General features: G+C 67.5%; 19 protein-coding genes and 1 pseudogene. 9 read left to right on the top strand and 11 right to left on the bottom strand.

What is annotated here, in order from left to right; all coding sequences use genetic code 11:
- Nucleotides 1–62: 62 nt before the first annotated feature.
- Both OVA11_RS13540 and OVA11_RS13535 read right to left on the bottom strand, forming a co-directional pair.
- Nucleotides 63–923 (bottom strand): hypothetical protein, encoded by an 861-nt coding sequence (locus tag OVA11_RS13540; protein ID WP_268067851.1) that lies wholly within the window; start codon nt 921–923, stop codon nt 63–65.
- A gap of 321 nt (nt 924–1,244) precedes the next feature.
- Nucleotides 1,245–1,913, bottom strand: a complete 669-nt coding sequence (locus OVA11_RS13535) for a TetR/AcrR family transcriptional regulator (RefSeq protein ID WP_268067850.1) — start codon at nt 1,911–1,913, stop codon at nt 1,245–1,247.
- Between the two features lie 131 nt (nt 1,914–2,044).
- Here OVA11_RS13535 and OVA11_RS13530 point away from each other — a divergent pair, with 131 nt between their 5' ends.
- Nucleotides 2,045–2,554, top strand: a complete 510-nt coding sequence (locus OVA11_RS13530) for a surface-adhesin E family protein (RefSeq protein WP_268067848.1) — start codon at nt 2,045–2,047, stop codon at nt 2,552–2,554.
- 108 nt (nt 2,555–2,662) lie between these two features.
- Here OVA11_RS13530 and OVA11_RS13525 read toward each other — a convergent pair whose 3' ends face one another.
- Complete coding sequence (locus OVA11_RS13525) at nt 2,663–3,217, bottom strand: hypothetical protein (RefSeq protein ID WP_268067847.1); 555 nt, start codon at nt 3,215–3,217, stop codon at nt 2,663–2,665.
- On the bottom strand, nt 3,214–4,170 hold the full coding sequence (locus tag OVA11_RS13520; protein ID WP_268067846.1) for a glycosyltransferase family 2 protein: 957 nt from the start codon (nt 4,168–4,170) through the stop codon (nt 3,214–3,216). Before OVA11_RS13520 ends, OVA11_RS13525 begins: the two co-directional genes overlap by 4 nt.
- 157 nt (nt 4,171–4,327) lie before the next feature.
- On the opposite strand from OVA11_RS13520, the gene OVA11_RS13515 reads away from it, so the two are divergent.
- Nucleotides 4,328–4,675: a helix-turn-helix domain-containing protein gene (locus OVA11_RS13515; protein ID WP_268067845.1), complete on the top strand. Its 348-nt coding sequence runs from the start codon at nt 4,328–4,330 to the stop codon at nt 4,673–4,675.
- Between the two features lie 11 nt (nt 4,676–4,686).
- Nucleotides 4,687–6,123 (top strand): calcium-binding protein, encoded by a 1,437-nt coding sequence (locus OVA11_RS13510; protein WP_268067844.1) that lies wholly within the window; start codon nt 4,687–4,689, stop codon nt 6,121–6,123.
- 14 nt (nt 6,124–6,137) lie between these two features.
- Here OVA11_RS13510 and OVA11_RS13505 read toward each other — a convergent pair whose 3' ends face one another.
- Together OVA11_RS13505 and OVA11_RS13500 are read right to left on the bottom strand one after the other, a co-directional pair.
- Entirely contained in the window at nt 6,138–7,316 is a 1,179-nt protein-coding gene (locus tag OVA11_RS13505; RefSeq protein ID WP_268067843.1) for a vWA domain-containing protein, read from the bottom strand.
- A gap of 200 nt (nt 7,317–7,516) precedes the next feature.
- Nucleotides 7,517–8,054: pseudogene (locus OVA11_RS13500) on the bottom strand (GNAT family N-acetyltransferase).
- A 16-nt stretch (nt 8,055–8,070) separates the two neighbouring features.
- Here OVA11_RS13500 and OVA11_RS13495 point away from each other — a divergent pair.
- The 5 genes from OVA11_RS13495 to dxs all read left to right on the top strand — a co-directional run bounded on the left by OVA11_RS13495 (nt 8,071) and on the right by dxs (nt 12,861).
- Entirely contained in the window at nt 8,071–8,991 is a 921-nt protein-coding gene (locus tag OVA11_RS13495) for a histone deacetylase family protein (protein WP_268067842.1), read from the top strand.
- Nucleotides 8,988–9,647, top strand: a complete 660-nt coding sequence (locus tag OVA11_RS13490) for a histidine phosphatase family protein (protein ID WP_268067841.1) — start codon at nt 8,988–8,990, stop codon at nt 9,645–9,647. The genes OVA11_RS13495 and OVA11_RS13490 overlap by 4 nt, the downstream gene beginning before the upstream one ends.
- Before the next feature lie 97 nt (nt 9,648–9,744).
- Nucleotides 9,745–9,999, top strand: a complete 255-nt coding sequence (locus OVA11_RS13485) for an exodeoxyribonuclease VII small subunit (RefSeq protein ID WP_268067840.1) — start codon at nt 9,745–9,747, stop codon at nt 9,997–9,999.
- 37 nt (nt 10,000–10,036) lie between these two features.
- Nucleotides 10,037–10,921, top strand: coding sequence for a polyprenyl synthetase family protein (locus OVA11_RS13480; protein WP_268067839.1), 885 nt, complete (start codon nt 10,037–10,039; stop codon nt 10,919–10,921).
- Nucleotides 10,922–10,938: 17 nt separating this feature from the next.
- Nucleotides 10,939–12,861 (top strand): 1-deoxy-D-xylulose-5-phosphate synthase, encoded by a 1,923-nt coding sequence (gene dxs / locus OVA11_RS13475; RefSeq protein ID WP_268067838.1) that lies wholly within the window; start codon nt 10,939–10,941, stop codon nt 12,859–12,861.
- 75 nt (nt 12,862–12,936) lie between these two features.
- Here the strand turns inward: dxs and OVA11_RS13470 are convergent, their stop codons facing one another.
- The 5 genes from OVA11_RS13470 to flgF form a co-directional block, all read right to left on the bottom strand.
- Nucleotides 12,937–13,140 carry a hypothetical protein gene (locus tag OVA11_RS13470; protein ID WP_268067837.1) on the bottom strand — a complete coding sequence of 68 codons (204 nt, stop codon included), beginning with the start codon at nt 13,138–13,140 and terminating at the stop codon, nt 12,937–12,939.
- A 111-nt stretch (nt 13,141–13,251) separates the two neighbouring features.
- Complete coding sequence (gene flgH / locus OVA11_RS13465; RefSeq protein WP_268067836.1) at nt 13,252–13,986, bottom strand: flagellar basal body L-ring protein FlgH; 735 nt, start codon at nt 13,984–13,986, stop codon at nt 13,252–13,254.
- 13 nt (nt 13,987–13,999) lie between these two features.
- Nucleotides 14,000–14,803, bottom strand: a complete 804-nt coding sequence (gene flgA, locus OVA11_RS13460; protein ID WP_268067835.1) for a flagellar basal body P-ring formation chaperone FlgA — start codon at nt 14,801–14,803, stop codon at nt 14,000–14,002.
- Between the two features lie 4 nt (nt 14,804–14,807).
- Nucleotides 14,808–15,596, bottom strand: a complete 789-nt coding sequence (flgG, locus tag OVA11_RS13455) for a flagellar basal-body rod protein FlgG (protein ID WP_268067834.1) — start codon at nt 15,594–15,596, stop codon at nt 14,808–14,810.
- A 13-nt stretch (nt 15,597–15,609) separates the two neighbouring features.
- Nucleotides 15,610–16,347, bottom strand: a complete 738-nt coding sequence (gene flgF, locus OVA11_RS13450; protein WP_268067833.1) for a flagellar basal-body rod protein FlgF — start codon at nt 16,345–16,347, stop codon at nt 15,610–15,612.
- 226 nt (nt 16,348–16,573) lie between these two features.
- On the opposite strand from flgF, the gene fliL reads away from it, so the two are divergent.
- Nucleotides 16,574–17,191 carry a flagellar basal body-associated protein FliL gene (gene fliL / locus OVA11_RS13445; RefSeq protein ID WP_012640398.1) on the top strand — a complete coding sequence of 206 codons (618 nt, stop codon included), beginning with the start codon at nt 16,574–16,576 and terminating at the stop codon, nt 17,189–17,191.
- The last annotated feature ends 8 nt before the right edge of the window (nt 17,192–17,199 follow it).

Genomic DNA, 17,199 nt, shown 5'->3' with positions numbered 1-17,199 from the left:
GCTGAAGCCTGGCGGTCTCTCCGGCTGATGGGGAGACCGTGGCGCCTCTGCTGGGGTTGGGTTTAACGGCCTTGGACCGAGACCGTGACGCCGACGACCGTGTCCTTGTTGGAATAGTCGATCGAGTTCAGCTTTCGCCGCGTCGCCGACAGCGACACCTGATTGTTGTTCTTGCGATAGCCGATGCCGACCTGGCGACTGCCGAAGCGCGCCAGCTTGTCTTCACTGAAGCCGGCGTTGCGCCAGCCGTCGATGGTGTCGCGCACCAGGTTCAGGCTGTAGGCCTTGCCCGAGCTGGCGGCGAACAGCATCCAGCGCCCGCGCCGCAGATCTTCGGCCGACGCGCCCGCCTTCGAGACCAGATTCGACGCGTTCAGCGACAGACGCTTGACCAGGCTGGGCTGCATGCCCAGCGGCGTGAAGGGCAGGGGCTCCTTGCCGACCTCCGCCTTGAGGACCTTGCCATAGGGTCGGTAGGTCTTGGTGTGGGTGAGCGCGAGAACGGGGCGGGGGTGGCTCGGCGCGGCCTCGGTGAGGATCCGGGCGGTGGGACGGGCCTTGGGCGCTTCGGCTTGGGCCAGGGTCTGGACGCGGGGAGCGGGCTCGGGTCGCACGGGCGTTGCGCCCGCCAGGCCCGTTTCTGCGGGACCACCCGCCAGGGCGACGGTCGCCGCCGCTGGCGTCGCGGCGACCTCCGCCGCAACCGCGCGCGCCCGCTCGCCGCCATAGCGCGCCGTGGCGATCGGCGCGTCGGGGTCGTCCACGCTTGCGCCGTCCTTAGGGCCCCCCGCCAGGGTCAGGGTCCGATTGAATTCTTCAGGAACATGAGTCGACAATGCCGTCGCGGTCCCAACGACCGCGAGGCCCGCTACAGTCAACAGACATCCGAGCGCGACACGTCGCATGCTCGTCAACTCCCCCATTCCCTGTCGCTAAGGTTAAGGGGGGCGGGAAGGGCTGTACAGGCTTCTAGCGCGAGAGTTGAACCCTGCGCTGACTTGACGCGCCTAAACGGGCGCCTCAGTGGCGCGGGACGCTATTCGAAACGGCGTATCGCCTTCGCAGGCGCGTATTCCGCCGCCGGATTCGCGCCCTGCCGTGGCTTCCGCGCAGCCTTGAGGACACACAGGCCCCTGTCCTGACCCTGATTCGCGCTGCCGTACTGGGAGCGGCGGACGACAGGCGGACGTGCCGCAGGGGGCGACGTCGCCTCAGCTCCGGCGCCTGTTCACCGTTCGGCGCGATCAGGCGCTGAAGCCGGCCTCGGCGAAGCTCAGCATGCGGTCCAGCAAGGCCACGACATCGGCTTCGCTGGTCTGCCCTTCGGACAGCACGTTCAGCCGGTCGAACTCGGCGAAGCGGTTGTTGTGCAGCATGCCCAGCGTGAAGTGCAGCCGCCAGTAGACCTCTTCGGGCGACAGGTCAGGGCGGGCGCGCAGCAGGGCGTCCGAGAAGCGACGCAGGTGAGACACGTCGGTCTTCAGCACCTGGCGAATCTCGTCGGTGCCTTCGCTGCGGGCGCGGATCAGGAACTGTAGCGAAATGCGGCGCTCGTGATCGGGCGCCAGCCAGCGCAGCGGCGGGGTCAGCAGGGCCGCCAGGATCTCGCGCAGGGGCGGGCTCCCGACGTTCCGGTCGTTGGCCTCATGCAGCATCTTGGCGCGCTCGCGATTGAGCTCGGCCGTGCGCCGCTTGAAGATCTCGAACAGCAGCGCGTCCTTCGAGCCGAAGTGATAGTTCACCGAGGCCAGATTCACGCCCGCAGCGGCCGTGATGTCGCGCACCGAAACGTTCTGAAAGCCATGCAGCGCGAACAGGCGTTCGGCGGCGACGAACACCAGGTTCTTGGTGGCGGCTTCGCTCTCGCTCGCGTCGACCTCATGCGAAGCGGCGGCGTCGGTCGTCGGACTCACTACAGATTCCCCTTTACCCGCACGGAAGTCTTACGGGCGTTCGAATTTGGCGCAAGCGTCAAGATCGTCCCTGTAGCGCGTAGCGGCGTTCGCGTTTAGGCTTTTCCCGTAAAGCGCGTGGGGGCGAGAAGATGATCGGCATGCTGACGGCCATTCTGCTGCTGGCGGGGCAGGCCGGTACGCCAGCGCCTGCGGTCAAGGACGACACAGCCAAGGTGGACGCGGTTACGATTACCGCCGCCGAAAAGAAGCCGGCCGCCATGCCGCCCTGGTCGCGCAGGATCGAGGGGATCGGCTGGCCGTTCATGGGAGTTGGCGAGGACAAGTCCGTCATGATGTTCGCCAAGACGGGCAAGACGCCCTCGGGCGCGGACTACCAGCGGGTCTGGGTTCGCCACGAGTTCCGGCTGCCCCAGACGGAGGCGGGCCTGACGTTCCGTTCCGAACGCCTGGCCCAGGACGTCGACTGCAAGACGCGCGCGTTCCGAAGCTTGGCGGTCTATCGCTATCCGGAAAACAACCTCGGCGGCGAGCCGGTGGCCTTCAAGTTCGATGAGAACGACTGGACCAGGCCCGACGCGGGCGCTTTTGCAGAGACCGTGGTGGACGCCGCGTGCATGCGCCCGGACGCTGCGGCCTAGAGCCTCGCGCGTCAAAATGGAATCGTTTTGAAGCGATAACGAGGCTCTCAACCAAACACTTAGAGCGTGACTCGCGCCGAAACCGGTTCCCACTTTCGGCGTCACGCTCTAGCGTCGCGGGTCTGCCGCCCCCTTCAGGGAAAGGTTCCAGAGATAGACCTGCCGCGCCCGCGAACCGGTGGGCAGGCGCTTGAGCTGCTCGATTTGGCTCTTGGCCAGACGGAACGGACGATAGCCCCGGCCGCGGAGGCAGGCTTCCAGCGCAGGCTCGAGTTGCCGAGCGACCTCGCGCCAAGTCTTGTTCATATGCAGCTGCGCCCGCGCGGCGTGGTCGACCAGGGTGTTGACGTCCATGTTGGGCTGCGTCGCGTCCTGCTGCGCCAGACCGTCCGGCTGCGCGGCGTCGGTCATGTAGGTCAGGTCCACCAACGGAATCGACACCGGCGCCTTGGTTTGCGCCTCGTAGGCGCATTCGACCGCGTCGGTCCGGTACTGCAGGAACGAGGTTCCGGCCTTGCCCCAGCTGTCGCGGGACGCCGCCAGGGCGGGTTGCCCGGCGACGACCGTGATCAAGCCTAGGGCGAGGGGGACAAGCCGAAGCATCGCGCGTTCCAACGTTTCCGTCCGTGATAGCGGTAACGAGGTTCGTCGAAAAGGCGTCAAGGCGTGATCGGCGCCAGGCGCGGGGGCGAGCGCTCGGTTTGCCGGCGCGCCATCCGCAGCAGCGGGCGGGCGAAGGCCGCGCTCAGGATCAGCGGCGCCAGCAGCAAGGCCAGGGCCTTGCGGCGCTTGCTGTCGGCCCGCTTGAGGAAGTAGCGCACCAAGCCCTTTCCCTTGTGCCACTCGATGACCAGCGGGCTTTCACGGCTGGTGGAGCCGACATGCACGACCCGGGCGTGCGGCTGGAACAGCACACATCCGCCCTGGCGACGGGCGCGCCAGCACAGGTCGATATCCTCGACATGCAGGAAGTAGCCTTCGTCGAACCCGCCGAGGCGCTGGAAATCTCGGGCGCTCACATAAAAGCAGGCGCCCGAGATCGTCGGGGTGTCCACCGGGAAGGGCGGGATGGGCTCACCTTCCCGGTGGATCTCGAAGCGGCGCAACGGGGGCAGGGTGGCGCTAAGCTTCGAGAGGCTGAGCAGGGTGGTCACCGGCGTGATCTCGCCACGCCGGCCGCCCCGCTGTTCGGTGCCGTCGGTGTTGAACACCCGCGCGCCCACCACACAGGGCGAGGGGCGATCCCGCGCGGCCTCTCGCAGGGCGGCGATCGCGCCGGGGGTCAGGAAGGCGTCGGGATTGAGGAAGACCAGCTCGTCCCCCTTCGCCGCCGTCGCGCCGAGATTGGCGGCGCGGGCGAAGCCGATATTGCCCAGGCCCTGCAGCAGCCGCACGCGCGGTTCCCGGCGCGCCAGGTCGCGAAGCCAGGCGGCGTCGGCGAGCGAGGAGCCATTGTCGACGATGACGAACTCGTCGACCCGAGGCTCGTCCAGCGCATGACGGATGCTCTCCATCAGCGCCGGACCGGTCATGTAGACGACCATGACCAGCGACAGCCGGGGCCGCGTCGTCGCGGCGGCGGATCCTGAGGCGATGGGATCGAGGGGGAGGTACATGGCGACGCTTCGTTCAAAATAGTTGCTTTAAAACTGTATGTGGCGAGCGACCGGCTTGCAAGGCCTTCGATCGATCTGAACGACGGATGTTGCGTTTTTATGCAATGTGTAACAACTAGGGGAAACGCCTGCGGTTGGGCGTGCGAGCAGCGTTGCGATGTCACGAACGGCGATGAATCCCGCCAAGGCGGCCTTGACCAAGAGTTTGCGGCGCGAGGCCGGCCGGTGGCTGAAGGCGGCCCGCGAAGCGGCAGGGCTCACCCAGGCCGAGTTGGCCGAGAAGACGGGGCTTCGCTACTACACCTTCGTCTCGCAGGTGGAGAACGGCCTGGGGCGCGTGCCGATCGAGGCGCAGGCGGTCTGGGCGCAGAGCCTTGGCCTGGACCCCACCCAGTTCGCGCGCACGCTGCTGCGCTATTACGAGCCTGAGCTCTATCGGCTGTTGTTCGACGGCCCCGCCGAAGAGGTCGAGCCCTTTGTCGCCGACCAGGCGGCGCAGGCCTGACGCGCGCCGCCATGGGTGAGGTCCTAGCCTTCAGTCCCCGGCCCCCGGCCACCGACTGGTCCGCCAACGAGCGGGGCCTGCTGCTGCTGCTCACCCAGCAACTGACCGCCAGCTATGGCGAGGTCGACGGCGTGTTTGGCCAGACCGACTCTGGGGATCCCTGGTATGTCGTGACCGACGCCAACCAGGAGGTGCTCGTCCATATCGCGCGGATCGACGGGCGGTTCGTCGTGCACGACGCGGCCGTCGACATGTTTCACCAAGTCGGCAGTCTTTGGGGCGCGCTGCGTCAGGTGCTGACCACCGGCGCGCCGGAGGAACCGACGGGGGTCGTGGTCGCGTTCAACCCGACCAGCCGCGAGGCGCAGTCGTTCCTGTCTCTAGTGGTCGCCTTCGGCCTCTATCTGGAGCTTCGCGGCGTCGAGTTCGGCCAGACGGGGCGCCTGGACTTCGACAGCGGGCCGCGCGCCGGTGACCTGTCGATGCAGGCGCTGACCTCGAAACTCATCGCCGCGCTGAACCTGGACGCCGGTAAGAGCGAGGCCGAGGCGGTCGTCGCCGCCGCCGTCGCCCGCGAGCTGGGCCCGCAAACCCCGTTCAAGGCGGTGCAGGGGTCCGCCATCGCCGTGCAGGCCGCCAATGCCGAGTCGCCGAGCCTGGGCGCGTTCAAGCCCACGAGCGCGCTGGGCGCGCCGCCGTCAGCGGCGCATGCGTCGTCCGGCCAGACCGGCGCTTCGCCGTCGCCCGGCGACACGTCCGGCGACACGTCCGGCGACACGCCAGGCGATGTCGAGGTGTCGGGCGAAGGGTTCGGGACCGGCAAGTCGCTGACGCACGGCACGCCCGGCGCTGATGTTCTGGGCGGCTCGTCCGGGGGCGACACCATCCACGCCGGCGGCGGCGATGACTATGTCGATGGCCGCGGCGCGGGCGCGGGACAGGTCGATCGGCTCGACGGCGGGGACGGCGACGACCAGATCGTCATGGGCGCGCGCGTCGTCGCCAGCGGCGGCGCCGGGGCCGATACGTTCCTGGTCTCAGCCCAGCCGCCGACCGACAAGGCCGAGGGTCTGCTGGGCGTCGTGCTCGATTTCTCTGTGGCCCGCGGCGACCAGCTTGAGGTTCAGAGCAAGGGCGAGATGACGGTCGTCAGTTCAACGGCGGTCGCCGACGTCCTGGCCGCCCAGGGCGCGACGTTGGGCGAGAGCAACATCGCCGTCCTGGCGGAGGTCGGCCCGCCGGTCGCGGGCGCGCGCGTCGGCTTCGACATCAATGGCGATGGGCAGGAAGATGTCTTCATCCTGCTGGGCGGCGCGGCGCCGACCAGCTTCCATGTCGGCATGACGATCGCCAACGATCACGCCGCCGCGCCGGTGGACAAGGTCTCGCTGGTAGGCCAGGCGGGCGTTGATTTGGGGCCCGTGGGCGAGCCTGCGCCGCGCGGCTGAGCGGTTCGGGTCCCCTAACCCCGCACCAACTCCCGCATCGCCTTGTCCAGGCCCTCGATGGTCAGCGGGAACATCCGGTCGGCCATGATCTGGCGCATCACGCCGATCGACTGGGTGTAGTCCCAGTGGCGCTCGGGGGTCGGGTTCAGCCAGATGCAGCTCTGATAGATGTCGGTGACCCGCTGCATCCAGATGGCGCCCGGCTCTTCGTTCCAGTGCTCGACGCTGCCGCCCGGATAGGTGATTTCGTAGGGGCTCATCGTCGCGTCGCCGACGAAGATCACCTTGTAGTCGGCGGGGAACTTGTGGAGCACGTCGAAGGTCGGGATCTTCTCGGTCTGGCGGCGGCGGTTGTCCTTCCAGACGGCCTCATAGAGGCAGTTGTGGAAGTAGTAGAACTCCAGGTTCTTGAACTCGGTGCGCGCGGCGCTGAACAGCTCCTCGCAGAGCTTGATGTGGCTGTCCATCGAGCCGCCGATGTCGAAGAACAATAGCACCTTGATGGCGTTACGGCGCTCAGGCCGTAGCTGGATGTCGAGATAGCCCTTCTCGGCGGTGCCCTTGATGGTGCCGGGCAGGTCCAGTTCCTCGGCCGCGCCGGTTCGGGCGAACTTGCGCAGGCGGCGCAGGGCGACCTTGATGTTGCGGGTGCCCAGTTCGACGCTGTCGTCGAGGTTCTTGTACTCGCGCTTGTCCCAGACCTTCACCGCGCGGCCATGGCGGCTCTTGTCCTGGCCGATGCGCACGCCTTCGGGATTGTAGCCGTTGTTGCCGAACGGGCTGGTGCCGCCCGAGCCGATCATCTTGTTGCCGCCCTCGTGGCGCTTCTTCTGCTCTCGCAGGCGCTCCTGCAGGGTCTCCATCAGCTTCTCGAAGCCGCCCATGGCCTCGATCTGGGCCTTTTCCTCGTCGGTGAGGAACTTCTCGGTGAGAGCCTTGAGCCATTCCTCGGGAATGTCGGCGGCCAGGCCGTCATTGACCGTCTCCAGCCCTTTGAACACGTGGCTGAAGACGCGGTCGAACTTGTCGAGGTTCTTCTCGTCCTTCACCAGGCTGGCGCGCGAGAGGAAATAGAAGTCCTCCACCGAGCGGTCGATGACGTCCTTGTCCAGCGCCTCCATCAAGAGGAGGTACTCGCGGAGGCTGACCGGCACCTTGGCCTGACGGAGCTCTGAGAAGAAGCGGAGGAACATCGGCGCGACTTTCGAACGGTTGTTCGGATTGTGCTGTGTTCCGGCGGCCGACGCAATGCGCGACCTTCTTCCCCCTCCGGGGGAGGAGCGCCGAAGACGCGGAGGGGGCGAGCTTTGGGTGAGGTCATCCTACTTGCCCCCACCTGACCGCGCTATGCGCGGTCGTCCGCCGCCGGAGGGGGCGGAAGATAGTCGCTCCGTCATCCCCGCCGCAGGATGAACTCCAGATCGTTCGTCTCGCCCACCGGGAAGAAGTACTCGCCGACCTTCTCGAACCCCAGGCGACCGTAGAGCCGCTGCGCGCCAAAGTTCTCCGACCATACCCCGATCCACAGCCGACGCGGGCCGGCGGCCTCCAGCCAGTCCAGCGCCGTGTTCAGCAGGCGAGACCCGCGCCCACCGCCCTGGTGGGCTTTCAACAGATAGATGCGCTTGAGTTCACCGTCTTCGGGCGAGACCTCGTCGTGCGGCAGGTCGCAGGGACCGGCCAGGGCGTAGCCAACGGCCTCGCCGTCCGCGTCCTCCATCAGCCAGGTGGCCTTGTCCGGATGGGCCAGATCGTTGCGGGTCCGCTCAAGGCCATAGGCGTAGGCGAGGAACGTCTCCAGATCCTCGGGCGGATAAAGGTGAGCGAAGGTCTCGCTGAAGGTGCGTGCGCCCAGGCTCGACACCGTGTTCGGCGTCGTCGATCGTGGCCCGACGAATGGTGTACGAGGCGGTGGTCGGATCAGCGTTCACGGTCTAGGAGTCTCCCATGGCTCTCGCGCTTTATACGCATTCGGACATGCTCGACCACCGGCCGGGCGACCGGCATGTCGAGCGCCCGGAACGTCTGCGGGCGGTGCTCGACGCGCTGAACGACGATTCGAATCTGGCGCTCGATCCGATGGACGCGCCGCTGGTCGAGATCGAGGATCTGCTTCGCGTCCATCCCAAGGCCTATGTCGACGCCGTCTTCGCCGCCGCGCCTTCGACGGGACGCGTGGCCCTGGATCCGGACACGGTGCTGTCGGCGGGCAGCCTCGCCGCTGCGCGCCGGGCTGCGGGCGCCAGCGTGGCGGCGGTGCGCGCCGTGGCGGAGGGCATGAGCGAGCGCGCCTTCTGCGCCGTGCGGCCTCCGGGCCACCACGCCGAGCCGGGCGTGGCCATGGGCTTCTGCGTCTTCTCCAGCGTCGCCGTCGCCGCGCGGGCCGCGCAGGCTGCGGGCCTGCAGCGCGTGGCGATCGTCGACTTCGACGTTCATCACGCCAACGGCACCCAGGCGGTGTTCGAGCACGATCCGACCGTGTTCGTGGCCTCGATCCACCAGTCGCCGCTCTATCCGGGCACCGGTGATCCGAGCGAGACGGGTCTTGGCAACATCGCCAACGCCACGGTGCCCGCCCATGCGTCTCGCGAGACCTGGCGGTCGCGATTCGAGGGCCTTATGGACAAGGTCGACGCCTTCGCCCCCGAACTGGTGATCGTTTCGGCCGGTTTCGACGCCCATGCGCGCGATCCCCTGTCGGCGCAAAGCCTGGAGGAGGACGACTTCGCCTGGGCGACCCGCGCGATCCTGTCGGTGGCCAGGGCTCGCGCCAAAGGCCGGGTTGTGTCCTCGCTCGAGGGCGGTTACGACCTGCAGGCGCTAGGGCGTTCCGCCGCCGCGCATGTACGCGCTCTTCAGGAGGAATGAGAGGACGGCGCGGCCTTCGGGCCATCGGGCTTCTCTTCAACATGGCTGCCGCCACCATCGCCGACCACAAGTCCCCGCCCGCGCGACCGGGCGTCATCACCCTGGCCCGCCACGGTGAGCCTGCGCTGTCGCGCAAGGTGACTCTCAATGCGCCTCAGTATGGAGAGTGGTGGGCGCGTTACGAGGAGGGCGGGCTGAAGGCGGGCCAGGTTCCGCCGACCACCTTGGTGGAGATTGCGCGCGACGCCGGCGCCATCATCGCCTCGACCCGCCTGCGCTCGATCGAGACCGCCAGGGCCGTCGTCGGCGAGCGCGCCTTCGCCACCGATCCGACCTTCATCGAGGCGCCGCTGCCGCCGCCGCCCTGGCCGCTGTGGCTGCGGATGTCGCCCAAGCATCTGGGGTTCTTCGCGCGGTTCTGGTGGTGGTTCTTCGACAACCACGGCGGCCAGGAGACCCGCAAACAGGCTGAGGCCCGCGCCGGCCAGGCGGCCGACCTCCTGGTCGAACTGGCCGAGAACGGTCAGGACGTGCTGGTTCTGGCCCACGGCTTCTTCAACTGGATGATCGCCGATGCGCTCAAGGCGCGGGGATGGGCGAAAATCGTTGATCAAGGTCACGCCTACTGGAGCATCAAGCGCTTCCGCCGCGCTTAGTCTGCAAAGCCTCTTCCCTTAACCACGCCTTGGCTCTAGGCCGTTGCCCGCGCCGCTCGTCGCCACTAGGCTGACGGCTGTTCACCTGAGAGTTGAAATGACCGACGCCGCGAACACGCCCGCTGACATCTCCGCCCTCAGCTTCGAGGAAGCGCTGTCGCAGCTGGAGCGCATCGTGCAGGAGCTGGAGTCCGGTCAGGCCGCCCTTGAGCGCTCGATCGACATGTATGAGCGCGGCGCGGCCCTGAAGGCGCACTGCGAGAAGAAGCTCGAAGCCGCGCGTTTGAAGGTCGAGAAGATCGTGCTGGGGCAGGGCGGCGCGGTGGCCGCGGAACCGGCCGAGTTCAACTGATGCCCGGCGAGCGCCCGGCGTGCGAGGGGAGCCCCTCATGAACGACCTTGCCAAGCGGATCGTCCAGGCCGCCGACATCGTCACCGTGGCGCTGGACGAGCTGTTGCCGCGCGCCGACGGTCCCGAGAGCCGCCTGACCGAGGCCATGCGGTACGCGGCCCTGGGGCCGGGCAAGCGCCTGCGTCCGTTCTTCGCCCTCGAAACGGGCAAGATGTTCGATCTGCCCGAGCGGCCAGTGCTGCGCGCGGCCTGCGCGCTGGAGTGCATCCACGCCTACAGCCTGGTGCATGACGACCTGCCGGCGATGGACGACGACGACGTGCGTCGCGGCCGTCCGACCGTGCACAAGCAATACGACGAGGCCACGGCCATTCTGGCGGGCGACGCCCTGCAGACGGCCGCCTTCGAGATCATGGCCCACCCCGACACCCACGACGACGGTCATGTCCGCTCGGAGCTGGTGCGCAAGCTCGCCATCGCCTCGGGCGCGCGCGGCATGTGCGGCGGCCAGATGATCGACCTCCTGGGCGTGCGCGACGATCTCGGCGCAGTGGCGCGCATGCAGCGCCTGAAGACCGGCGCCTTGATCGCCTTCGCCTTCGAGATCCCGCTGATCATCGCCCGGGCCAAGGAGTCCGAGCGCTCGGCCCTGATGGCCTTCGCCCAGGACCTGGGTCTGGCCTATCAGATCGTCGACGACATCCTCGACGCCGAGGGCGATGAGGAGACCCTGGGCAAGGCCGCCGGCGGCAAGGACGCCGCCAAGGGCAAGGCCAACTACGTCACTTTGTTGGGGCTGGATGCGGCCAAGGGGCGCGTGACCCTTTTGGCCGAGCAGACGCGTTCCCATCTCGAAATCTTTGGCGAACGGGCCGAACATCTCCGCGCGAGCGTTGATTTCGTGCTGGACCGCCGCAACTGACCGCGCTTTTAACAGATATGTCTTCCAAAACGCCTCTCCTCGACACCATCGCCTCGCCCGCCGACACGCGGGGGCTCTCTCTCGCCGAGCTGAAGCAGCTGGCGGCGGAGGTACGCGCCGAGACGATCGACGCCGTGTCGGTGACGGGGGGGCACCTGGGTGCGGGCCTGGGCGTGGTCGAGCTGACGGTGGCCCTGCACCACGTGTTCGAGACGCCCAAGGACATCGTCATCTGGGACGTCGGCCACCAGGCCTATCCGCACAAGATCCTCACCGGGCGACGCGACCGCATCCGCACCCTGCGCCAGGGCGGCGGCCTGTCGGGCTTCACCAAGCGGGCCGAGAGCGAGTACGACCCGTTCGGCGCGGCCCACGCGGCCACCTCGATCTCGGCGGCGCTGGGCTTCTGCGCCGCGCGCGACGCCAAGGGCGAGGACAACAGCGTCATCGCCGTGATCGGCGACGGTTCGCTGGGCGCGGGCATGGCCTATGAGGCGATGAACGCGGCGACCGATACGACCAAGCGTCTGATCGTCATCCTCAACGACAACGACATGTCGATCGCCCCGCCGGTGGGCGGCATGAGCGCGTATCTCGCCAACCTCGTCTCGGGCGGCGCCTATCGCTCGGTGCGCAAGCTGGGCAAGACCGTCGTCGAGAAGCTGCCGACCCCGATGCGCGAAGCGGCCCGCAAGGCCGAGGAATACGCCCGGGGCATGGTCACCGGCGGCACCTTCTTCGAGGAGCTCGGCTTCCACTATGTCGGCCCGATCGACGGCCACGACATGGACGCCCTGGTCAGCGTGCTGAAAAACGCCAAGGCGTTCGGCGACAAGCCCGTTCTGGTCCACTGCGTCACCCAGAAGGGCAAGGGCTACGCCCCGGCCGAGGGTGCGGCCGACAAGCTGCACGCGGTGGTCAAGTTCGACGTGGTCACAGGCCAGCAGCAGAAGGCGGCCGGCGGCCCGCCCAGCTACACCAAGGTCTTCGCTCAGGAATTGATCAAGCAGGCCGAGAAGGACGACAAGATCGTCGCGATCACCGCCGCCATGCCCTCCGGCACGGGCCTTGATCTCTTCGGCAAGGCTTTCCCCGAGCGCACCTTCGACGTCGGCATCGCCGAGCAGCACGCGGTGACCTTCGCCGCGGGCATGGCGGCCGACGGCATGAAGCCGTTCGCGGCGATCTATTCGACCTTCCTGCAGCGCGGCTACGATCAGGTGGTCCACGACGTCGCCATCCAGGGCCTGCCGGTGCGCTTCGCTATGGACCGCGCGGGTCTGGTGGGCGCCGATGGTCCTACCCACGCCGGCAGCTTCGACATCGGCTTCATGGGCGCTCTGCCCGGTATGGTGCTGATGGCCGCCGCTGACGAGGTGGAGCTGGCCCGCATGGTCGCCACCGCCGCCGAGATTGACGACCGCCCCAGCGCCTTCCGCTATCCGCGCGGCGAGGGCCTGGGCCTGGACATCCCCGCCGTCGCCGAGCCGCTCGAGATCGGCAAGGGCCGCATCGTCCGCGAGGGGACCAGCGTCGCCATCGTCTCGTTCGGCACGCGCCTGACAGAAAGCCTGAAGGCCGCCGACCTGCTGGCCGCGCGCGGGCTTTCCGCAACGGTCTGCGACGCCCGCTTCGCCAAGCCGCTGGACCTGGATCTGTTGCTGCGCCTGGCGCGCGAGCACGAGGCTATCGTCACGGTGGAAGAGGGCGCCATGGGCGGCTTCGGCGCCTTCGTGCTGCAGGCCCTGGCCCAGCATGGCGCCCTGGATCGCGGCCTGAAGATTCGCACCCTGTGCTTGCCCGACCTCTTCCAGGACCAGGACAAACCGGACGCGATGTACGCCCAGGCGGGCCTCGACGCCGAAGGCATCCTGCGCGGCGCGCTGTCGGCCCTGGGCATGGACAATGTCAGCGCCGCAGGCGCGGGGCGTCGGGCCTAGGCTTTCCTGCACGCGCGAACGGCGTTCCGGCGGGTAGTAGGAAGGTCGGGTTTCTGGAGCGAGGCCCAAGGCTGCTCACGACCCTGGGCGGACGTAAATCCCTCTTCCAAAGGGAGAGGGAGGGGCCCGCCGCGAAGCGGTGGGAGGGAGAGGGGCTACGAGGTTTGACGGTGTGCCGGCGCTCCGTCTGGCACTGTAACCCCTCTCCCCAACCCTCTCCCTGTGGGAGAGGGAGCATGGCCGCCATCCACCCGTTTCGGAACTCCATTTGGTCGTCATTCCGCGCGGGAAGACGAGCTTTCTAGATTTGAGCTCCGCTCCTGAAACACATCGGGGCGCGGGAAGCCTCTCGGCCGCCGCGCCCGCAGTACGTTCCGGCGCTGTCGCCCCTTAGAACGGCGAGAACTTCTCGACCAGCGACTGGCCGGCCGGGGTCTTCTGCACGCGGCTGATGTCGCCGCGGCCGCCGTAGCTGATGCGGGCTTCGGCGATCTGGGTGTGGCGGATGGTGTTGGCCGAGGAGATGTCTTCCGGACGCACGATGCCGGCGACGGTCAGCTGACGCAGCTCGGCGTTGGTGCGCACTTCCTGGGTGCCCTGGATGACCATGTTGCCGTTCGGCAGGACCTGGCTGACCACGGCGGCGATTGTCAGGCTGATCTTTTCCGACCGGCTGACCCCGCCCGAGCCGGCGTTGGTGAAGGCCGAGTTGGTGTCCACCGCCGTGGAGGGGTCGAAGCCGCCCGGCAGAACCTTGCCCAGGCTGGACTCCAAGCCGAGGAAGTTGCTGACCCCCGCCTTGCCGGTCGAGGTGCGCGAGCTGTTGGTGGCGTTCTTGGTGCTGGCGCTGTCGTCGATGTCGATCATCACGGTGACGATGTCGCCGACGCGGCTGGCGCGCTGGTCGTTGAAGAAGGCGCGGGCGCCGACGCGCCACAACGAGTTGGCCGAAGCCGCCTGCGGGGCGGGTTCGCGGGCCGAGACATATTGTTGGTGCATGGGCGCCAGCGGGGCCGGATAGCCGACCGGAGCCAGGTCCGGGCCCTTTACGGCTTCCTTGACGGTGGAGCAGGCGGCCAGCGGGGCCAGGAGGACGGCGGCGGCGAGGATGGCGGGACGACGCATGGTCTTTAGCCTCTTAGCGAGCAGCGAAACGGAGGGGTTGCGAACGGGCTTGCAAGCTCTGGGCCTGCGGGCCGACAGCGGCGGCGCCGGGGCCGACGGCCACAGCCTGGATGATCTTCTTCGACAGCGTGTTCTGAACGGCGAACACATCACCGGCGGCGGCGCCGGCCATGGCCTTGCCCTGCAGTGACAGGGAGATTCCGCCGTCTTCATAGGTGATGGTGATCAGGTCGCCGCTCTTGATGACCTGGGCGGCGGCCACATCCTTCATCCCGACGGGAGCGCCTTCCCGCAAGGGACGCTTGGCGGCGAGGCCGATCACGGCGTCGGCGTCGCGCGGCGCATCGGCCGGGGCGCCGGCCATCTTCACCCAGATGAGATCCTGCGGCTGGACGATTTCGCCGGCCGACAGGCTGCGGGCGTAGGCAAGAACTTCCACATTGGCGCGCGGGGCGCCGGCCAGACGGGCGCCGGCCAGCTGAGCGCCGGCGGTCGCGGTCGACGAGACGCCGCCATTGTCGACGCCCTCGCGAACGATGATCCGGCGCACGCCGTTGGCGTTGGTCCAGTCGTAGCCTGCGCGGCGGGCCGACATCTGCACCTGACCGGCTTCGAGCACGGCGGTGGCGCCCATGCGTGCGGCGACCACGACGTTGGCGGCGGGGCCGCTGACGCCGTCGAAGAGGTCGCCCAGCGTGATGCGGCCGTCGGCGTCGGTGGTGTCCATCCGCAGGGTCACGGGCGTTCCGGCGAAGGCGGGCGCCGACAGGGCGGTGATCGCCAGGGTGGTGGCGGCGGCGAGGAGGAAGGCCTTCACGAGCTTACGACCGCATCTGCGAGGTGGCTTGCAGCATCTGGTCCGCCGTCGAGATCACCTTCGAGTTCATCTCGTAGGCGCGCTGGGCGGTGATCAGGGCGGTGATTTCCGAAACCGCATCGACGTTCGAGGCCTCGGTGTAGTGCTGCAGCAGCATGCCAAAGCCCGGTTCGCCCGGCGCGGCCAGGGTCGCCGCGCCCGAGGCGGCGGTTTCCAGGAACAGGTTGTCGCCGATGGCTTCCAGGCCGCCTTCGTTCAGGAAGTTGGCCAGCTGGATCTGGCCGACGGTCTGGGGTTGGGGCTGCCCGTCCAGCTTCACCTGCACGAGGCCCGTCTTGCTGATCGTGATGTCGGTGGCGTTCTGCGGGATCGTGATACCCGGCTGAACCAGATAGCCGTCCTCGGTGACGATCTGGCCCTGGTCGTTGGTCGAGAAGTTACCGGCCCGCGTGTAGGCGGTTTCACCTGACGGCAACAGGATCGGCATGTAGCCCTTACCCTGGATCGCCAGGTCCAAGGGGCTGTCGGTCAGGGTGGGGGTGCCTTGCTCGGTGATGCGATAGACCGAGCCGGCCTTGACGCCGCCGCCGACCTGCACGCCCGTCGGCACGATGTTGCCGTCGCTGGACGACTGCGAGCCGGCGCGCTCGATGGTCTGATACAGCAGGTCCTGGAACTCGGCCCGTTGGCGCTTGAAGCCAACGGTGTTCATGTTGGCGATGTTGTTCGAGATGACTTCGACGTTCAGCTGCTGAGCAGCCATGCCCGAAGCGGCGGTGCGGAGAGCTTGCATCGGCTAGCGTTCCCTAGTTGATCTTGCCCAGACGCTCGACGGCGCTGCGCGAGAGTTCGGCGGTGTTGTCCATCATCTTGGCGACGCTCTCGTAGGCGCGCTGGATCTCGATCAGCTTGGTGATCTCGATGACGGGTTGGACGTTCGAGGCTTCCAGCATGCCCTGATGGATCTGGGCGTCCGTGACGGGCTGCGGGGCGGTGTTGGTGGTGTTGCGGTAGAGGTTGTCGCCATCCTTGGCGAAGGTGGACAGGTCGTCCGGGCGCACGATCGCGATGCGGCCGGCCCGCAAGGCGCCTTGGCTGACGATGCCGTCCTTGCCGATGGTCACGGGCCCTAGGCGCGGATCGATCGTGATCTGGCCGCCGCCTTCGTCCAGCACCGGGGCGCCGGCCTGGGTGACGAGGATGCCTTCCGGATTGGTGGTGAAACGGCCGTCCCGCGTGTAGCGCTCACCGCCATTGGCCTGGACCTTGAAGAAGCCCATGCCGTTGATGGCCAGGTCGTAGTCGCCGCCCGTCTTGGTCATCGGGCCCTGGGTGAAATTGCGGGCCACGCCCGTGTCCAGCACGAACTTGACCGGTGAGGAGCCGTCGAGCGTCTTGGCGGGTTTGGCCTGTTCGGTGCGGACCATCAGGTCCTCGACCTTGAAGCCCGTGGTGTTGGCGTTGGCGATGTTGTTGGCCACGATGTCGAGCTCGCGGCGCAGCGTCATCTGACGCGAGAGGCCGACATAAAGCGCGTTGTCCATGGCGAGTTAACTCGGGCGGCTGACGCGACAAATGCGTCGCAACCCCAGAAGCAATCTTCGTGCCAGCGCTAAAAGGTCATTAAAATCAACAAATAGGAAGGTTAACGTGGACGTGCTGGTCGGACTCTGCCGGGCAGATTCAGCCTGCGACCAATTGCCCGGCAAAACACATCGTTAACCATGCTTCGCGCATGAGTACGGGTATAGATTCCAAGGAACCGCGCGCGTGGCCAAGAAACCCGAAAAGGAAGCTCCCGCTCCCGAAGGCGAAGAGGGCGCTGAGGGCGAAGCTCCGGCGAAGAAGAAGCCGCCAATCCTGATCATCGCGATCGCTGCGGGCGTGCTTGTTCTGGGCGGCGGCGGCGCTGCGGCCTTTTTCCTCCTGAAGCCGAAGCCGGCCGCTGAAGCGGGCGAGCACGGCGAGAAAAAAGAGGAAAAGAAGAAGGAAAAGAAGAAGGAAGAGAAGGGCGACAAGAAGGACGCTGAGAAGGGCGCCGAGGGCGCGGCTGGGACTCCGGTGATCAAGGAGGGCCCCGACGGCGTCGTCTTCTACACGCTGCCGGACATCGTCGTGAATATGCAGACGGCGGACGGCAAATCGACCTTCCTGAAGCTGAAGCTGACCTTCGAGCTGCCCGACGAGGAAACGGCCGATGAGCTGACGCCGAATCTCCCCAGGTTGCAGGACATGTTCCAGACCTTCCTTCGCGAGCTGCGTCCCGAGGACCTGAACGGCAGCCAGGGCACGTACCAGCTGCGCGTCGAACTGTTGCGCCGGGTCAACCTGGTCGCTGCGCCGGCCAAGGTGAACGCCGTCCTCATCGAGGAGATGCTGATCAACTAGTCCTCAGG

It is taken from the genome of Caulobacter sp. SL161 (assembly GCF_026672375.1).
Taxonomy (GTDB): domain Bacteria; phylum Pseudomonadota; class Alphaproteobacteria; order Caulobacterales; family Caulobacteraceae; genus Caulobacter.
This window is presented reverse-complemented; position numbering and strand designations above follow the sequence as displayed.